This is a genomic window from Rhodopseudomonas palustris, assembly GCF_003031265.1.
In the GTDB taxonomy this organism is placed as follows: domain Bacteria; phylum Pseudomonadota; class Alphaproteobacteria; order Rhizobiales; family Xanthobacteraceae; genus Rhodopseudomonas; species Rhodopseudomonas palustris_H.
Map to the genome: position 1 here is coordinate 1,593,512 of NZ_CP019966.1, position 15,797 is coordinate 1,609,308.

The following is a 15,797-nucleotide window of genomic DNA, read 5'->3' on the forward strand; positions in this document are numbered from 1 at the left end:
GTCGGCTACATCACCGCGCCATGCGGACGATGCTGTTCCCTGCAAATCGTTCGCGAGTTTGTGCTGGCACAACCAGCGCTGGACGCCACGCTCCTACACAGGATGAGCCGGCAGATGCACCGCCGGTGTCAGTTCCGGTGGACCGCGATGAGCAGCACGACGATCGAATCTTCCGCAGCCGGCCCCGCCAAGCGCAAGCCGGTGCCGCGCTATCCGTTACAGAGCCGCTTGACCATCCTTTCGGCCGGCTTCCGCCCGTTCTTCCTGCTCGGCGCGATCTTCGCTGCGGTCGCGGTGCTGCTGTGGCTGCCGGTATATCACGGCGAGCTGACGCTGCAGACCGCGTTCGCGCCGCGCGATTGGCACGTCCACGAGATGCTGTACGGCTATCTCCCGGCGGTGATCACCGGCTTCCTGCTCACCGCGATTCCGAATTGGACCGGACGCCTGCCGCTGCAGGGTGCGCCGCTGGCGACGCTCGCGGTGGTGTGGCTCGCCGGACGGCTGGCGGTGACGTTCTCGGCCGACACCGGGTGGCTCGCCGCGCTGCTGATCGATGCCTGCTTCCTGCTGCTGGTGGCGCTTGCGGCGCTGCGCGAGATCATCGCCGGGCGGAACTGGCGCAACCTCAACGTCGTCGCGCTGCTGACGCTGCTGCTAGTCGGCAACGTCGCATTCCATCTCGAAGCGCATTTCGGCGGCACGGCCGACTACAGCATCCGGATCGGCATCGCGGTGGTGATCATGCTGATCTCGCTGATCGGCGGCCGTATCACGCCGAGCTTCACCCGCAACTGGCTGGTGCGCGCAAATCCCGGCCGGCTTCCGCAGCCGTTCAACAAGCTCGACATGGTGATCGTCGCGTTCAGCGGCCTGACGCTGGTGCTGTGGGTTGCGATGCCGTTCAGCCCGATCAGCGGCTCGGCCTTACTGATCGCCGGCGTGCTGCATCTGGTCCGGCTGGCGCGTTGGGCCGGCGACCGCACCGTCAAGGAGAAGCTGCTGCTGGTGCTGCACGTCGGCTATCTGTTCATCCCGCTCGGCTTCCTTTTGACCTCAGCGGCGGCGTTCGGGCTGATCCCGGTCAGCGCAGGCATCCACGCGTGGATGGTCGGCGGCGCCGGCGTGATGACGCTGGCGGTGATGACCCGCGCATCGCTCGGTCACACTGGCCAACAACTCACCGCCTCGCTGCCGACGCAGGGGATCTATCTCGCCGCCCTGTTCGCCGTCACCGCGCGCATCGCGGCGGCGCTGCTGCCGGCCTGGAGCGATCCGTTGCTGCATCTGGCCGCGATCGGCTGGGCCACCGCCTTCCTCGGCTTCGCGCTGAGCTATGGCCCGACGCTGCTCGCCCGCGGCAAGCCGCACTGATCCGCCCGCACCTTCACCCCACTCCAACCAGGACATAGTCATGACCGAAGCCGCCACCACGACCGAACGCGTGCTCGACGTCCGCGAGATCCCGCCTTATCAGCGCCACGAGATCATCCCGCGGCTGTTCGATCATCTGGCGCCCGGACAGGCGATGCAGATCGTGGTCGACCACGATCCGCGGCCGCTCCGCCAGTTCTTCGCGTCGGTCCACGGCGACGATTGCCAGTGGACTTATCTGGAGCAGGGACCGGAGGTGTGGCGCGTGCAGCTCCGCCGCGCCGCGTAGCGCTCAGCGTTCGCCGAACCGGGCGATGTCCTCGTCCGAATAGCCGGCCTGCTGCAGCACCGCCTTGGTGTGCTCGCCGAGCCGCGCCACCCGCGGGTTCGGCGACGGATTGGCCGACGACATCCTGAACGGCAGGTTGAGCACCTTGAAGCTGCCGGCATCGTCGTAAACTTCGGCGAGCGCCTTGCGGTGTTCAGTCTGCGGATCGGCCATCGCCTCGGCGACGGTGCGATAGGCCGAGCAGGGCACACCGAACTTGTCGAGCGCGGCGAGGCATTGCTTCGACGTCAGCTTGCTCGACCAGCTCGTCTCGACCGTGTCCATCAGTTCGCCCCAGTTGAGGCGGCGGTCGGCGTATTTCTCGAACCGCGGATCGGTGATCAGGTCGGGGCGCTCGGCCGCCAGCATGAAGCTGCGAAATGACTTCTCGCTGGCGACGGCGATCATCACATAGCCGTCGGAGGTTTCGACCGGGCCGAATTGCGGCCGCGCCGGCAGCGTCACCGGAAACTGCGACCACTGCATCTCGTTCAGTGTCAGCGTCAGCATCGCCTCCAGCATCGACACGTCGATATGCTGGCCTTCGCCGGTGCGAACGCGCTGATACAGCGCCGAGGTAATCGCCCCATAGGCGTAGATCCCGCTGACGACGTCGGCGAGATAGATGCCGCAATAATCCGGGCGGTCGCGGCCGGGCTGATAGGCGAGATGCGCGAGGTCGAAGCCGGATGCGGCATGGATCGCCGGCGCGTAGGCGGGCAGTTCTGCGGATGGCCCGGTCTGGCCGTAGCCGGAGATCGAGCAGTAGATCAGCTCGGGATTGAAGCCGCGCAGCGACGCGTAGTCCATCTGCAGCCGCTGCATCACGCCGGGGCGGAAGTTCTCGACCAGGATGTCGGCGCCGGCGACCAGCCGCTGCACTGCTTCGAGACCGTCGGGCGATTTCAGGTCGAGCACGATGCTCTTCTTGCCGACGTTGAGCTGGCCGAACGCGGTGCTGCAGGCCTCGCGCACCGGCGGCCGGTTCCGCATGGTGTCGCCGTCGGCGGCTTCGATCTTGATCACCTCGGCGCCCATGTCGGACAGCATCCGGGTGCAGTGCGGACCGGCAATGGTGGTGGAAAAATCGAGCACGCGGAGCCCCTCGAGGGCCTTGGCGTTGGCGGAGGTGGCCAGCGGTTTCTGCGTCCGCGTTTCGACGGTCATTCGGTCTCCCCTGATCCTTCCCGTTCTAGGCGCGGCGCGTAAAGCGCCAGCGCCTGCGGGAAGTTGCTTGCTCAATGAACAGCAGGCTAGCGGGTCGATCGAAGAGGATCAACGGGGCGAAATGGGACGGACACTATGGGTCCGACAGCCAGCCCATGCTGAGCGCGAACCGCACCACCTCGACGCGGTTGTGGAAACCGAGCTTGGCCATGCCGCGCGCCTTGTAGGTCTCGACGCTCTTGGCGCCGATCTGCAGCTTGGCGGCGATGGTCTTGTTGCTATGGCCGATCGCGGCGAGCCGCAGCACCTCGATCTCGCGGGTCGACAGTTCCGACACCGCGTTGTGCTCGTCGCCATTGTGCAGATGCGGCGTGGTACGCCCGATCGCACGGCCGGCAATCGCCGGATCGAGATAGATGCCGCCGCTGCCGACCGCATGGATGCCGCGGATCAGTTCGTCGGTGGCGGAGCGCTTCAGCACGTAGCCGGCGACGCCGAGATCGAGCAGCTGGCGCAAGTAGGCGCCGTCTTCATGCACGGTCAGCACCAGCACGCGGCAGTCCGGACACGCGGCGAGGAACTTGCGCGCCACCTCGATGCCGTTGAGGCCGGGCATCGACAGATCGAGCACGGCGACGTCCGGCTTTAATTCCGTGGCGCGGCGGAGCGCGTTCGGGCCGTCGCTGGCCTCGCCGACCACTTCGAGTCCGGGATCGCCTGCGACCAGCGCCTTCATGCCGCTGAGCACCACCGGGTGATCGTCGGCGATAAACACGCGCAGTCGGGAAGGGGATTGCTGGTCCATCGCGGTTGCTTTCATCTGGTCACAGCGGAATGCGCGCGTACAGCGCAGTGCCCTTGCCGGGCGCGGATTCGATTTCGAGCGAGCCGCCGACCAATGTCAGCCGCTCACGGATGCCGAGCAGGCCCAGCCGTCCGGACGGCTGCTTGTGGCCGGCGGTGACGAAGCCGCAGCCGTCGTCCTCGACGATCATCGTCACCTGGTCGTCGCCGAGCTGCAGGATGACGCTGACGTGGCGGGCAGAGGCATGGCGCACGACGTTGGTGAGCGCTTCCTGCAGCACGCGGTACAGCGTGGTCTCGACTGGCGACGGCAGCCGGCGCGAGCCGAGCGTCATGTGCAGGTCGAACTCGATGCTCGACTTCTCGCTCCAGGAGTCGAGCAGGTTCTGGATCGCGGTCTGGATGCCGAGGTCGTCGAGCGCGGTGGGGCGGATTTCCCAGGCGAGCCGATTGGCCTGGCGGCCGACATCGGCGGTCAGGCTCTTCATCTCGGCGATGCGCTGCTGCAATTCGAGATTGTCGCCGGCGGCCTGGCCGAGTTTGTCGAAGCCGAGCTGTAACAGCGTCAGCGACTGTCCCAGCGTGTCGTGCAGTTCGCGGGCGATCCGCAGCCGTTCGGCTTCCTGATCTTCGACTGTCCTGCGCAGCACCTTGGATAGGTCCGCCTCGACCAGCACCCGCCGCCGCTTCTCTTCCTGCAGCGTCTTGGCGACGTCCTTGGAGCGGCTCAGGCCGAGCTCGACCTGGCGCATCAGCTGTTCCTGAAGCAGCTGCGCCGAGCGCCGCTCGCGGGCGATGCCGTCGATCCGGCGCAGCACGACGTCGAGCAGCGACTCGCGGAGCCGGTGCGCCGCATCGATTTCGGCGTCGAGCCACGGCTCGCCGTGCAGCCGCACCGACTCTTGCCAACTCGACGCACAGCCTTTGGGAGTTCGGCTGCCATCGGCACCGACGCCGACCGGCTTGTTGGGCATGCCGGCCCAGGTGACGACGCGAACCACTTCGGGGCGGAACCACAGCACGTAGTTGTGCGGCGTATTGGACAGCGACAGCGCCAAAAGCCCGCTGGCGCAGCCGGCGAACGCCTTGGCGGGCGGATAGGACAGCGCCAGGCAGTCGGTGTGATAGACGCCGTCGTGCGCAACGCCGTGCAGCCATCCCATCATCGCGGCGACCTGCGCAGGACCCGGTGTCGCGCCGATGCCGGTGAACTGGCCATCGATCCACAGGCCGACGCCGGCGGCCGGAATGAAATCGAGCAGGTTCGGATAGAACCGGATCAGCCCTTCGGCGAGATCCGACTCCTGACTCATCCGCGTGACCAGCTCTTCGTGGATGCGCGTGCTGCGCAGCCGCGCGGCGAGCTGATCGGCGGCGAGCCGCGCCTCGAGCTGCAGCGACGCCATCTCGGCGAACAGCGCGCAGGCCTCTCGCATCCGGTAGGGCAGAAATCGCGGGGTGCCGTGATGGCAGACGATCAAGCCCCATACTTCGCCTTCGACTACCAGCGACAGCGAGAGCGATGCGGCGACGCCGAGCTGGGCCAGATACAGCCGGTGCTCGGGGGAGCAGCTGCGGATCGCGCTGAACGAGAGATCAAGTGCGGTGCCGCTGCGCGGACTGTGCGCCGGCACCAGCGGTGCAGCGGGCGCGTGAACGTCGGGCTGCACCCGAATCCGGCTGGCAGGTCTCGGCCGATGTGGAATGTCCGGTTGCGGATCGCGCAGGCCGAGGAACGGGCTCGCATCGGGATCGCGCGCTTCGGCGATCACGTCGGCGCTGCCTTCCGGCGCGAAGCGGTACACCATCACCCGGTCGAAGCCGGTCACGTTGCGGAGCTCAGCGGCCATCGCGTCGAAGAAGGCCTGCAGGTTTGGCGCCGGCCGGACCCGCCGGATCATCGACTGCACCAAGGCAAGCGAATTCTCCGGCGCGGGTTCGCGCCGCGGATCGAGCTCCACGACCAGCAGCCCCGAGGCGTGGTGGACGATGACATCGATCGGCGTGGCGTCCGGCGCACTCAGCGTAAAGACGTGCTGCGGCCGTTCGATCGCTCGCTCTGCAGCGGCAAGCGTCTGCAGCCGTGCGATCTGGTCGGACGAGAACACACTCGAAGCGGCGGTGCCCGGCAACAGATCCGCGGCCGCGCCGAGCAGCGATGCGGTCGCGCCGGCGGCGTGGATGATGGTCAAATCCGCCGGAGCCAGCGCCAGCAGTGCGGCGTGGGGCTGAATCGCACCGGGCAGGACCTCTGTACGCGTCCCACCGGCGAGGGTGATCGGGTCGAAGTCCGAGACCCTGAACCCGGCAGAATTGTCAAGGCCAGAGTACATCACAATCTACTCAATTTTCCGTGTCCGGGACTCGTCGGACCGGTTTGAGGATGTCCGGTATGACACGGACAGTCGTCAGTGTCATGTTAAATTGACAAAGATGTGTGTCAGGATAGTCTTACAATCACTCGGATGTGATCAGGGCGTGAGTCCTCGTCATCCGAGGGCTGGAAGCATCCACACCGGTCCGCTCCAACGCGAGGCGACTCGTCGTTGTCCAGAGGGCGGGTGCAGGAGCGAACAGGGAATGCTGAGACCAAGCGAACAAATGTTCGGCGTAGCAGCAATCAACCTACGTGCAGGTTCAGCACGACACTGATCGTAAGTCTCTCAGGAGGATTTACTATGGCAGACGATCCCAACAAGGTCTGGCCGACCGGTCTGACGATCGCGGAATCGGAAGAGCTCCACAAGCATGTGATCGACGGTACGCGCATTTTCGGCGCGATCGCCATCGTCGCTCACTTCCTGGCGTATGTTTACTCGCCCTGGCTGCACTAAGGAGTACGTAAGATGAATCAAGGTCGTATTTGGACTGTTGTGAAGCCGACCGTTGGTCTTCCGCTCCTGCTCGGCAGCGTGACCGTGATCGCGATCCTGGTGCACTTTGCTGTTCTCAGCAACACCACCTGGTTCTCGAAGTACTGGAACGGCAAGGCCGCGGCGATCGAGAGCTCGGTCTCCATCGGCTAATTCAGCTTCTTTTGAAGCTGTTGTGGCTGGACCGGGATCCAAGGGTCCCGGTCGCTTGCTTTGTAGCCGGAGCGGGGTGCGGACATTTGATCTGCCGCAGTTCATCTTTGGTCGCAAAGTGGTGCTGTTCGATCGGACACCGGCGGATCTGACCGCCGGGCTCACGCAAGCTGGAATCGCTGCACGATGAACACAGTCAGCCAAAAGATGATGAAAGTCTGGTCCTCGCTTGGGCCGCGCTTTCTGCCTTTCGCGGATGCGGCCACGCCGGATCTGCCTCTATCCCGGTTGCTGCGCCTGTCGCTGTTTCAGGTCGCAGTCGGCATGTCGCTGGTGCTGCTGGTCGGCACCCTGAACCGGGTGATGATCGTCGAACTCAACGTGCCGGCCTCGATCGTCGGCGTGATGGTTTCGCTGCCTTTGATCTTTGCGCCGTTCCGGGCGCTGATCGGATTCAAATCCGACGTTCATAAATCTGCGCTGGGCTGGCGCCGCGTGCCGTTCCTGTACAAGGGCACGATGGTGCAGTTCGGCGGCCTCGCCATTCTGCCGTTCGCGCTGCTGGTTCTGTCCGGCGGCGGCGACTCGGCGCAGGCCCCCGTGTGGGTTGGACAGGTTGCAGCCGCCGCGGCATTTCTGCTGATCGGTGCCGGCGTGCACACCACCCAGACCGTCGGCCTCGCACTCGCGACCGACCTGTCGCCGCCGGAGTCGCGGCCGAAGGTGGTCGGCCTGATGTACACCATGCTGATGTTCGGCATGATCGCGAGCGCGATCATCTTCGGTGTGCTGCTCGCCGAGTTTTCGCCCGGGCGCCTCATTCAGGTGATCCAGGGCTCCGCCGTCGTCACCATCGTGCTCAACGGCATCGCGTCCTGGAAGATGGAAGCGCGCCGCCGCGACAATCCCAATCTGGTGACCGCGCATCCTGAGGCGCCGAGCGGGGGCTTCCGCGAGTCGTGGGACGCTTTCATTCAAGGTCCGAACGCGATGCGCCGGCTGATCGCCGTCGGCTTCGGTACCATGGCGTTCAGCATGGAAGACGTGCTGCTCGAACCATATGGCGGTCAGATCCTGCATCTGAGCGTCGGCGACACTACCAAGCTCACCGCGGCGCTGGCGGTCGGTGGTCTGTTCGGCTTCGGCTACGCCTCGCGCGTGTTGAGCCGCGGCGCTGATCCGTTCCGGATGGCGAGCTTCGGCGCCCTGGTCGGTATTCCGGCATTCCTTGCGGTGATCTTCTCTGCCGATCTGTCGTCGAGCACGGCCTCTGCGCTGGTGTTCGGCTTCGGTACGTTGATGATCGGCTTCGGTGCCGGTCTGTTCGGCCACGGCACGCTGACCGCGACGATGAACGCTGCGCCGAAGGATCAGGTCGGTCTCGCACTGGGCGCCTGGGGCGCTGTGCAGGCTTCGGCCGCCGGTATTGCTATCGCGCTCGGTGGTATTCTTCGTGACGTGGTAACCGCTTATGCGCCGCATGGTTGGGGCGGCGCTGCAGCGGGTTATCACTTTGTCTATTACCTCGAACTAGTGTTGCTCATTGCCACGCTGGTGACGATGTTCCCTCTGACACGGCGGCGGGAGCCGATTCTGATGCAGGGCCAGTTGCGCGGGTCCTGAGAGTGAGACGGAGTAGCTATGACCCACATCATCACCCGCTTGTATGACTCGAGCAGCCGCCTGTCGGCACTCGAGAGCGATTTGAAGAGCAATTCCTTCAAATACGCGGTGGTCACGGCCGGCCGTTCGTCCACCGAAGAAACTGCTGCCGCGCTTCTCAAGGCCGGCGTGTTGCGTGCGGAAGCCGCGACCTATGCCGACTATCTCAAGAAGGGTGGCGTCGTCGTCGCAGCGCAGGCCGAGTTCGGCTACGGCGCGAAACTGACCAAGATTCTCGACGGCTACGGGCCGAACCCGATCAGCCTGAAGTCGTCGTCCTCGTCGCGTGCCGCCGAACAGAGCGATGCCGCGCCGTTCTCGAATTTGATCCACGCGCCGGTGCTGCTCGAGACCTCCGGCCCGTACAAATCCTATTCCGGTGACTTGCTGCTGGTCGACAGCGACAAGACCTTCTCTGGTACGCCGCTGGTTATCAGCAGCGATGGCCCGTATCAGTCGTTCTCCGGAACACCGTTGTTGCTCGACAGCAGCGGCCCATACAAGTCCTTCTCAGGGACTCCTCTGTTGCTGGACACCAGTGGTCCGTACAAGTCGTACTCGGGCGAGCCGCTGTTGATCAACAACTCCACACCCTTCTCCTCCTGGCTGGGCCTGCCAGTGCTACTCTAAGTAAAGGAATCGACCATGAGCGAAGAATACAAAGGACACTCTGGACATCCGCTGATCCTCAAGCAGGAAGGCGAATACAAGAGCTATTCCGGTGAGCCGCTGATCCTGAAGCAGGAAGGCGAGTACAAGGGTTACTCCGGTACTCCGCTGATCCTCGAGCAGAAGGGCGAGTATCAGAGCTTCTCCGGCACCCCGCTGATCCTGAAGCAGGAAGGCGAGTACCGGGGCTTCTCCGGCGCGCCGCTGATCCTGAAGCAGGAAGGCGAGTACAAGTCGTTCTCCGGCTATCCGCTGCTGCTCAACATCTGAGCCAGCCGGCCTTACAGGTCCCATGACGCCGCGGGCAGCAATGCCCGCGGCGCCGTGCTTTTGGGTCGCAAGAAAATGCTGGGCAAACGCGCGCCCAGCGGTCAATCTGTTTCCAACGACACAAAAAAAGTCGAGGAAACATGACCCACTCTGCTTCCGCTGCGTCCAGCAGCGCCGCGGCGTCCGCGCCGTTCAGCGGCCCCGCTCCCCATCCCGATTGCGAACATGTCGACGTGCTGATCGTCGGCGCGGGAATTTCCGGCATTGGCGCCGCCTACCACCTGACGACGCAGTGTCCCGGCACCCGCTTCGCCGTGCTCGAAGCCCAGGACGGCTTCGGCGGTACCTGGCGAACCCACCGCTATCCCGGCATTCGCTCCGACAGCGACCTCTACACCTTCGGCTATCGCTTCAAGCCATGGACCGGAAAGCCGATCGCGACGGCTGCCGAAATCCGCGACTATCTCGGCGAGGTGATCGCCGAGCACGATCTCGACCGCCACATCCGCTACCGCCACCGCATCGTTTCTGCGAACTGGTCGAACGAGGATGCGTGCTGGGCGATCGAGGCGCTGCGCGGCGAGGGGGGCGAGACCGTGCGCTTCACCGCCAACTTCCTCTGGATGTGCCAAGGCTACTACCGCCACAGCGAAGGCTACACCCCGGAATGGCCGGGCATGGCCGAGTTCAAAGGGCGGATCGTCCACCCGCAGACTTGGCCGGACGATCTCGACGTTGCCGGCAAGCGGGTGATCGTGATCGGGTCGGGCGCGACGGCTGCGACTCTGGTGCCGTCGATCGCCCCCAAGGCTGAGCACGTGACCGTCCTGCAGCGCTCGCCGACCTATTTCATTCCCGGCCGCAACAAGATCGAGATTGCCGACACGCTGCGTGAGCTCGGAATCTCCGAAGATTGGATTCACGAGATCGTCCGCCGCAAGATCCTGTTCGATCAGGCGACCTTCACCCGCCGCTCGATGAGCGAGCCTGAGGTGGTGAAGCAGGAATTGCTCGCCGGCGTTCGCGCCCATCTTGGCGCGGATGCCAATCTCGATCCGCACTTCACGCCGAGCTATCGGCCGTGGCGGCAGCGCATCGCCTTCGTTCCCGATGGCGATCTGTTCAAGGCGATTGCATCCGGCAAGGCTTCGGTGGTCACCGACGAGATCGATCGCTTCACCGAGCAAGGTATCCGGCTGAAGTCAGGCGAGACACTCGAGGCCGACATCGTCGTCACCGCGACCGGCTTCAATCTCAACGTGCTCGGCGACATCGCATTCTCGATCGACGGCAAGCCGCTCGATTTCGCCGAGACCGTGACCTACCGCGGCATGATGTTCACTGGCGTACCGAATATGGCGTGGGTGTTCGGCTATTTCCGCGCGAGCTGGACGCTGCGCGCCGATCTGGTTGCCGACTTCGTCTGCCGTCTGCTCAGCCACATGAAGCAGAACGGCCATCGCAGCGTGGTGCCGGCGCTGCGGCCGGAAGACCGCGACATGGCGCTCTTGCCGTGGATCGATCCGGAGAACTTCAATCCCGGTTACCTGATGCGCGGGATGCACTTGCTGCCCAAGCGCGGCGACAAGCCGGAGTGGCAGCACAGCCAGGACTATTGGACCGAGAAAGATCAGTTCCCGGCGATTGATCTTGACGATCCGGCGTTTGTTTACGGCAGCTGATCTGCCGTAGAGGTCGCCTGCCGGTTCCGTGTAAGCGTGCCGGTAGGTCTGCATCTTTAACTTTCGATTAACTCAGTTCGGTGGAACGCAGCGCCTCTTATCACTTCGTAGTTCTCCGATTCACACAGCCGTGAGGCGGCGAAAGCGCAACGACTTCATGCGGTTCCGTACCGTGTGACATTGCGCCGCCGCCGCACGATGTTGTGCCGCACAATTCCGCGATTAATTTCCATTCATCAAGCGTGTCCACGATCGCGTTGCTGCGATCGGCTGCCGACGGTCGGCTGCGCATGACGAGGCGTCGGTGCCTCGCGGATGACACGAGACGGATTGAAGAGGTTATTTTGATGCGGGGATGGACCAAGCTGGGTTGGACGGCCGTTGCGCTCGCCGTCTTGGCGCCGGCGCTTGCCGGGTGCAAGGAACCGTCCGCCGCGAACGCTTCTGCGGCGGAGAAGCCCGAAGTCAGCATCGTCACCGTGAAGCCGCAGCCGCGCTCGATTGTGCGCGAACTGCCGGGCCGGATCGCGCCGATTCGTGTCGCCGACGTACGGCCGCGCGTCTCCGGCATCATTCTGCGCCGGACGTTCCAGCAGGGCAGCGAGGTCAACGCCGGCGATCCGTTGTATCAGATCGATCCGCGCCCATTCGAGGTGGAGCTGCAGGCTGCCGAAGCTGCGCTGGCCAAGGCTACGGCCGCCCGCGATCAGGCCGACATGCATGCCAAGCGCGTCTCGATGCTGGCGAGCGAGCAGGCGGCGTCGCGTGCCGCCAACGAAGTCGCGACCACCAATCTGCGCCAGGCGGCGGCCGAAGTCGCAGTGCGCGAAGCCGAAGTCGCACGCGCCAAGCTCAATCTGGAATACGCCACCATCCGCGCGCCGATCAGCGGCCGGATCGGTGCGGCGCTGGTCAGCGAAGGCGCTCTCGTGGTGCAGAACGATGCCACCAGCCTCGCGACGATTCAGCAGCTCGACCACGTCTATGCCGACTTCACCCAGCCGGTGTCCGAGATGGCGCGGCTGCGCCGCGCGTTCGACTCCGGCGAGCTCGATCAGATCGCCGCCGATGCGGTGCGCGCTCACCTCGTGCTCGACGACGGCACGCACTATCCGTTGCACGGCAAGCTGCTGTTCTCGGACGCCAAGGTCGATGCCTACACCGGCCAGGTGACGCTGCGCGCCGAGTTCGATAATCCGAAGCGCGAGCTGCTCCCGGGCATGTATGTGCGAGTACGGATCGAGCAGGGCATCGACGCCGACGCCCTCGCGGTGCCGGAGCAGGCGGTCCAGCGCAACAGCGGCGGCGGCAGCGAAGTGTTCGTCGTCAAGGACGACAACCGCGTCGCCGTACAGGCGGTGCGGGTCGGCGCCCAGCAGGACGGCCATTATCTGGTGCTCGACGGCTTGAAGCCGGGCGAGCGGGTGGTGGTCGAAGGCTTCCAGAAATTCGCTGCGGGTGACACCGTGGTGCCGGTGAGCGTCAGTGATCGCCGGTCGGCGGCTGCCGCGCCGACCACCACGGGTTCGGCGAACGCGGTGCGATAGGCGCCGCCCGATGCCCGCATTTTTTATCGACAGGCCGGTCTTCGCCTGGGTGATCGCGCTGTTCATCTGCTTGATCGGCGCGATCTCGATTCCGTTTCTCCCGGTCGCGCAATATCCGATCATCGCGCCGCCCTCGATCTCGGTGTCGACGCAATATCCCGGCGCCTCGCCGGAGAACCTGTACAACAGCGTCACCCGGCTGATCGAAGAAGAGCTGAACGGCGCCAACGGCATTCTGAACTTCGAGTCGACCTCCGACTCGCTCGGCCAAGTCGAAATCATCGCCAACTTCGAGCCGGGCACCGACACCGAAATGGCGTCGGTGAACGTGCAGAACCGCATCAAGCGGATCGAGGCGCGTCTGCCGCGCGCGGTGCTGCAGCAGGGCATCCTGGTCGAGGAAGCCTCCAGCGCGGTGCTGCAGATCATCACGCTGACGTCGACCGACGGATCACTCGACGAAGTCGGCCTCGGCGACTTCATGATCCGCAACGTGCTCGGTGAGATCCGGCGTATCCCCGGCGTCGGCCGTGCGACGCTGTATTCGACCGAGCGTGCGCTGCGCATCTGGATCGATCCGGCCAAGCTGATCGGCTACAACCTCACCGCCGACGACGTCACCAAGGCGATCGAGGCGCAGAATGCCCAGGTCGCTTCCGGCAGCATCGGCGCCGAGCCAACCCCGAAGGGCCAGAAGATCTCCGCCCTGGTGCTGGTGAAGGGCCAGCTGTCCTCGGCCGACGAGTTTGGCGCCGTGGTGCTGCGCGCCAACTCCGACGGCTCGACGGTGCGGCTGCGCGACGTGGCGCGGATCGAGATCGGCGGCTTCAGCTACCAGTTCAACACCCGCCTCAACGGCAAGCCGACTGCAGGTCTGTCGGTGTTGATGTCGCCGACCGGCAACGCGCTGGCCACCGCCAGCGCGGTCGAAGCCAAGATGAAGGAGCTGTCGCGCTTCTTCCCGGCCAACATCAAATACGAGATCCCCTACAACATCACGCCGGTGGTCGAGGCCTCGATCACCAAGGTGCTGCACACGCTGGTCGAAGCGGTGGTGCTGGTGTTCGTGGTGATGTTCCTGTTCCTGCAGAACATCCGCTACACCATCATTCCGACCATCGTGGTGCCGGTGGCGCTGCTCGGCACCTGCGCGTCGCTGCTGCTGTTCGGCTATTCGATCAACATGCTGTCGATGTTCGGCATGGTGCTGGCGATCGGCATTCTGGTCGACGACGCCATCGTGGTGGTCGAGAACGTCGAACGCATCATGTCCGAGGAAGGCCTGCCGCCGAAGGAGGCGACCCGCAAGGCGATGTCGCAGATCACCTCGGCGATCATCGGCATCACCCTGGTGCTGATCGCGGTGTTCCTGCCGATGGCGTTCTTCCCCGGCTCGGTCGGCATCATCTATCGGCAGTTCTCGGTGACGATGGTGTCGGCGATCGCGTTCTCGGCGCTGATGGCGCTGTCGCTGACGCCGGCGCTGTGCGCCACGCTGCTGAAGCCGGTCAACAAGGGCCACGCCCACGCCGAGCGCGGCGTGTTCGGCTGGTTCAACCGCACGCTCGACAATATCCGCGAGCGCTATTCCAGCATCGTGCGCTGGAATCTCGGCCGCACCGGCCGGCTGATGGTGATTTACGCAGTGCTGGTTGCCGTGCTCGGTTGGGGCATGTCGCGGATGCCCGGCGGCTTCCTGCCGATCGACGACCAGGGCTTCGTCACCGTTGACGTGCAGACGCCGTCGGATTCGTCCTACAACCGCACCTACGACGTCGTGAAGCAGGTCGAGGATTATCTGCTCAAGCGCGACGGCGTCCAGAACGTTACCTTCCTCACCGGCTTCAGCTTCCTCGGTCAGGGCATGAACGCCGCGCAGGCATTCGTCACGCTGAAGGATTGGGGCGAGCGCGACGAGAACTCCTCCGCCGCAGCGATCGTCGACGATGCCAACCGCAAGCTCGGTGGCATTCGCGACGCCCGAATCTCGGCGCTGCAGCCGCCGCCGGTCGACAACCTCGGCAACTCGTCGGGCTTCAGCTTCCGATTGCAGGACCGCGGCCAGAAGGGCCACGAGGCGCTGGTCAAGGCCAGCGAGCAGCTGATTGCCGCCGCCAACGCCAGCCCAGTGCTGCAGAAGGTCTATGTCGAAGGCTTGCCGCCGGCGCCGGTGCTCAACTTGATGATCGACCGCGAGAAGGCCGGCGCATTTGGCGTCACCTTCGAGGACATCAACACCACGATCTCGACCAATCTCGGCTCGGCCTACATCAACGACTTCCCCAATCGCGGCCGCATGCAGCGCGTGATCGTGCAGGCCGACGCGGAAGGGCGGATGAACGCTGACGACATCCTGTCCTACACGGTGAAGAACAGTCGCGGCCAGCTCGTGCCGTTCTCGTCCTTCGCCACGGTGGAGTGGGCCAAGGGCCCGACCCAGATCGTCGGCTTCAACTACTATCCGGCGATCCGCATCAGCGGCGAGGCGCGGCCGGGCTTCACCTCGGGTGACGCGATCGCCGAGATGGAGCGCCTCGCCGATCAGTTGCCGCGCGGCTTCGGCTACGATTGGACCGGCCAGTCGCTGCAGGAAAAGCTGTCGGGCTCGCAGGCGCCGATCATCCTGGCCCTGTCGGCGCTGGTGGTGTTTCTCGTGCTGGCGGCTCTGTACGAAAGCTGGACGATTCCGCTGTCGGTGCTGCTGACGGTGCCGCTCGGCATCGCCGGTGCGGTGGTTGCGGCGACGACGCGTTCGCTGCCGAACGACGTGTACTTCACCGTCGGCTTGATCACGATCATCGGTCTCGCCGCCAAGGACGCGATTCTGATCGTCGAGTTCGCCAAGGACCTTCGCAAGGAAGGCAAGACGCTGCGCGAGGCGACCATGGAGGCGTGCCATCTGCGCTTCCGGCCGATCCTGATGACCGGTCTGGCGTTCTGTTCGGGCGTGTTGCCGATGGTGATCGCGAGCGGCGCCGGCGGCAAAAGCCAGCAGGCGCTTGGCACCGGCGTGATGGGCGGCATGATCGCGGTCGTGGTGCTGGCGCTGCTATTTGTTCCGGTGTTCTTTGTCGTCGTGCAGCGGCTATTCGCCCGCGACCGTTCCGACGATCCTGTCGGGGAAACCCTGACGCATCAGGTTCCGATGCACGCGCAACTGCCACACGATCAAGCTTAAATCGAAATTGCGAGCGTTGTCCGCTCGCGATTCCCGCGGGCGGAAAGCCGGAACCAATCGAATTATCTCCAGTTGTTGGTCGACAGGTGA

Annotated in this window: 13 protein-coding genes; 10 read left to right on the forward strand and 3 right to left on the reverse strand. The window is 64.7% G+C overall.

What is annotated here, in order from left to right; all coding sequences use genetic code 11:
* Positions 1-147: 147 nt before the first annotated feature.
* Positions 148-1,374 carry an NnrS family protein gene (locus tag RPPS3_RS07430; protein WP_107343509.1) on the forward strand — a complete coding sequence of 409 codons (1,227 nt, stop codon included), beginning with the start codon at positions 148-150 and terminating at the stop codon, positions 1,372-1,374.
* Positions 1,375-1,414: 40 nt separating this feature from the next.
* Positions 1,415-1,663, forward strand: coding sequence for a DUF2249 domain-containing protein (locus RPPS3_RS07435; RefSeq protein ID WP_107343510.1), 249 nt, complete (start codon positions 1,415-1,417; stop codon positions 1,661-1,663).
* A 3-nt stretch (positions 1,664-1,666) separates the two neighbouring features.
* On the opposite strand, the gene RPPS3_RS07440 is transcribed toward RPPS3_RS07435, so the two are convergent.
* The 3 genes from RPPS3_RS07440 to RPPS3_RS07450 all read right to left on the reverse strand — a co-directional run bounded on the left by RPPS3_RS07440 (position 1,667) and on the right by RPPS3_RS07450 (position 6,006).
* Positions 1,667-2,869, reverse strand: a complete 1,203-nt coding sequence (locus tag RPPS3_RS07440; protein ID WP_107343511.1) for a CaiB/BaiF CoA transferase family protein — start codon at positions 2,867-2,869, stop codon at positions 1,667-1,669.
* 133 nt (positions 2,870-3,002) lie between these two features.
* Entirely contained in the window at positions 3,003-3,674 is a 672-nt protein-coding gene (locus tag RPPS3_RS07445; protein ID WP_107346490.1) for a response regulator transcription factor, read from the reverse strand.
* Between the two features lie 19 nt (positions 3,675-3,693).
* The gene (locus RPPS3_RS07450) at positions 3,694-6,006 is read right to left on the reverse strand and encodes a GAF domain-containing protein (protein WP_107343512.1); all 2,313 of its coding nucleotides are present in this window, start codon (positions 6,004-6,006) and stop codon (positions 3,694-3,696) included.
* 345 nt (positions 6,007-6,351) lie between these two features.
* On the opposite strand from RPPS3_RS07450, the gene pufB reads away from it, so the two are divergent.
* The 8 genes from pufB to RPPS3_RS07490 all read left to right on the forward strand — a co-directional run bounded on the left by pufB (position 6,352) and on the right by RPPS3_RS07490 (position 15,707).
* A complete protein-coding gene (pufB, locus tag RPPS3_RS07455) occupies positions 6,352-6,507 on the forward strand; it encodes a light-harvesting antenna LH1, beta subunit (RefSeq protein ID WP_011157052.1) in 156 nt (51 codons plus the stop codon).
* Positions 6,508-6,519: 12 nt separating this feature from the next.
* On the forward strand, positions 6,520-6,699 hold the full coding sequence (locus tag RPPS3_RS07460) for a light-harvesting protein (protein WP_011157053.1): 180 nt from the start codon (positions 6,520-6,522) through the stop codon (positions 6,697-6,699).
* Positions 6,700-6,885: 186 nt separating this feature from the next.
* Positions 6,886-8,322, forward strand: a complete 1,437-nt coding sequence (locus tag RPPS3_RS07465; protein ID WP_107343513.1) for a PucC family protein — start codon at positions 6,886-6,888, stop codon at positions 8,320-8,322.
* A gap of 18 nt (positions 8,323-8,340) precedes the next feature.
* Complete coding sequence (locus RPPS3_RS07470; RefSeq protein WP_107343514.1) at positions 8,341-8,991, forward strand: hypothetical protein; 651 nt, start codon at positions 8,341-8,343, stop codon at positions 8,989-8,991.
* Positions 8,992-9,006: 15 nt separating this feature from the next.
* Positions 9,007-9,300, forward strand: coding sequence for a hypothetical protein (locus tag RPPS3_RS07475; RefSeq protein ID WP_107343515.1), 294 nt, complete (start codon positions 9,007-9,009; stop codon positions 9,298-9,300).
* Between the two features lie 140 nt (positions 9,301-9,440).
* The gene (locus tag RPPS3_RS07480; protein WP_234820133.1) at positions 9,441-10,982 is read left to right on the forward strand and encodes a flavin-containing monooxygenase; all 1,542 of its coding nucleotides are present in this window, start codon (positions 9,441-9,443) and stop codon (positions 10,980-10,982) included.
* A 347-nt stretch (positions 10,983-11,329) separates the two neighbouring features.
* Positions 11,330-12,529 carry an efflux RND transporter periplasmic adaptor subunit gene (locus tag RPPS3_RS07485; protein ID WP_107343516.1) on the forward strand — a complete coding sequence of 400 codons (1,200 nt, stop codon included), beginning with the start codon at positions 11,330-11,332 and terminating at the stop codon, positions 12,527-12,529.
* 10 nt (positions 12,530-12,539) lie between these two features.
* Positions 12,540-15,707 carry a multidrug efflux RND transporter permease subunit gene (locus tag RPPS3_RS07490; RefSeq protein ID WP_107343517.1) on the forward strand — a complete coding sequence of 1,056 codons (3,168 nt, stop codon included), beginning with the start codon at positions 12,540-12,542 and terminating at the stop codon, positions 15,705-15,707.
* Positions 15,708-15,797: the final 90 nt, after the last annotated feature.

Coding starts and splice junctions, on each gene's coding strand:
- RPPS3_RS07475 (WP_107343515.1), top strand. CDS start 9,007: ATGAGCGAAGAATACAAAGGACACTCTGGACATCCGCTGATCCTCAAG.
- RPPS3_RS07465 (WP_107343513.1), top strand. CDS start 6,886: ATGAACACAGTCAGCCAAAAGATGATGAAAGTCTGGTCCTCGCTTGGG.
- RPPS3_RS07435 (WP_107343510.1), top strand. CDS start 1,415: ATGACCGAAGCCGCCACCACGACCGAACGCGTGCTCGACGTCCGCGAG.
- RPPS3_RS07460 (WP_011157053.1), top strand. CDS start 6,520: ATGAATCAAGGTCGTATTTGGACTGTTGTGAAGCCGACCGTTGGTCTT.
- RPPS3_RS07440 (WP_107343511.1), bottom strand. CDS start 2,869: ATGACCGTCGAAACGCGGACGCAGAAACCGCTGGCCACCTCCGCCAAC.
- RPPS3_RS07450 (WP_107343512.1), bottom strand. CDS start 6,006: ATGTACTCTGGCCTTGACAATTCTGCCGGGTTCAGGGTCTCGGACTTC.
- RPPS3_RS07470 (WP_107343514.1), top strand. CDS start 8,341: ATGACCCACATCATCACCCGCTTGTATGACTCGAGCAGCCGCCTGTCG.
- RPPS3_RS07445 (WP_107346490.1), bottom strand. CDS start 3,674: ATGGACCAGCAATCCCCTTCCCGACTGCGCGTGTTTATCGCCGACGAT.
- pufB (WP_011157052.1), top strand. CDS start 6,352: ATGGCAGACGATCCCAACAAGGTCTGGCCGACCGGTCTGACGATCGCG.
- RPPS3_RS07485 (WP_107343516.1), top strand. CDS start 11,330: ATGCGGGGATGGACCAAGCTGGGTTGGACGGCCGTTGCGCTCGCCGTC.
- RPPS3_RS07490 (WP_107343517.1), top strand. CDS start 12,540: ATGCCCGCATTTTTTATCGACAGGCCGGTCTTCGCCTGGGTGATCGCG.
- RPPS3_RS07480 (WP_234820133.1), top strand. CDS start 9,441: ATGACCCACTCTGCTTCCGCTGCGTCCAGCAGCGCCGCGGCGTCCGCG.
- RPPS3_RS07430 (WP_107343509.1), top strand. CDS start 148: ATGAGCAGCACGACGATCGAATCTTCCGCAGCCGGCCCCGCCAAGCGC.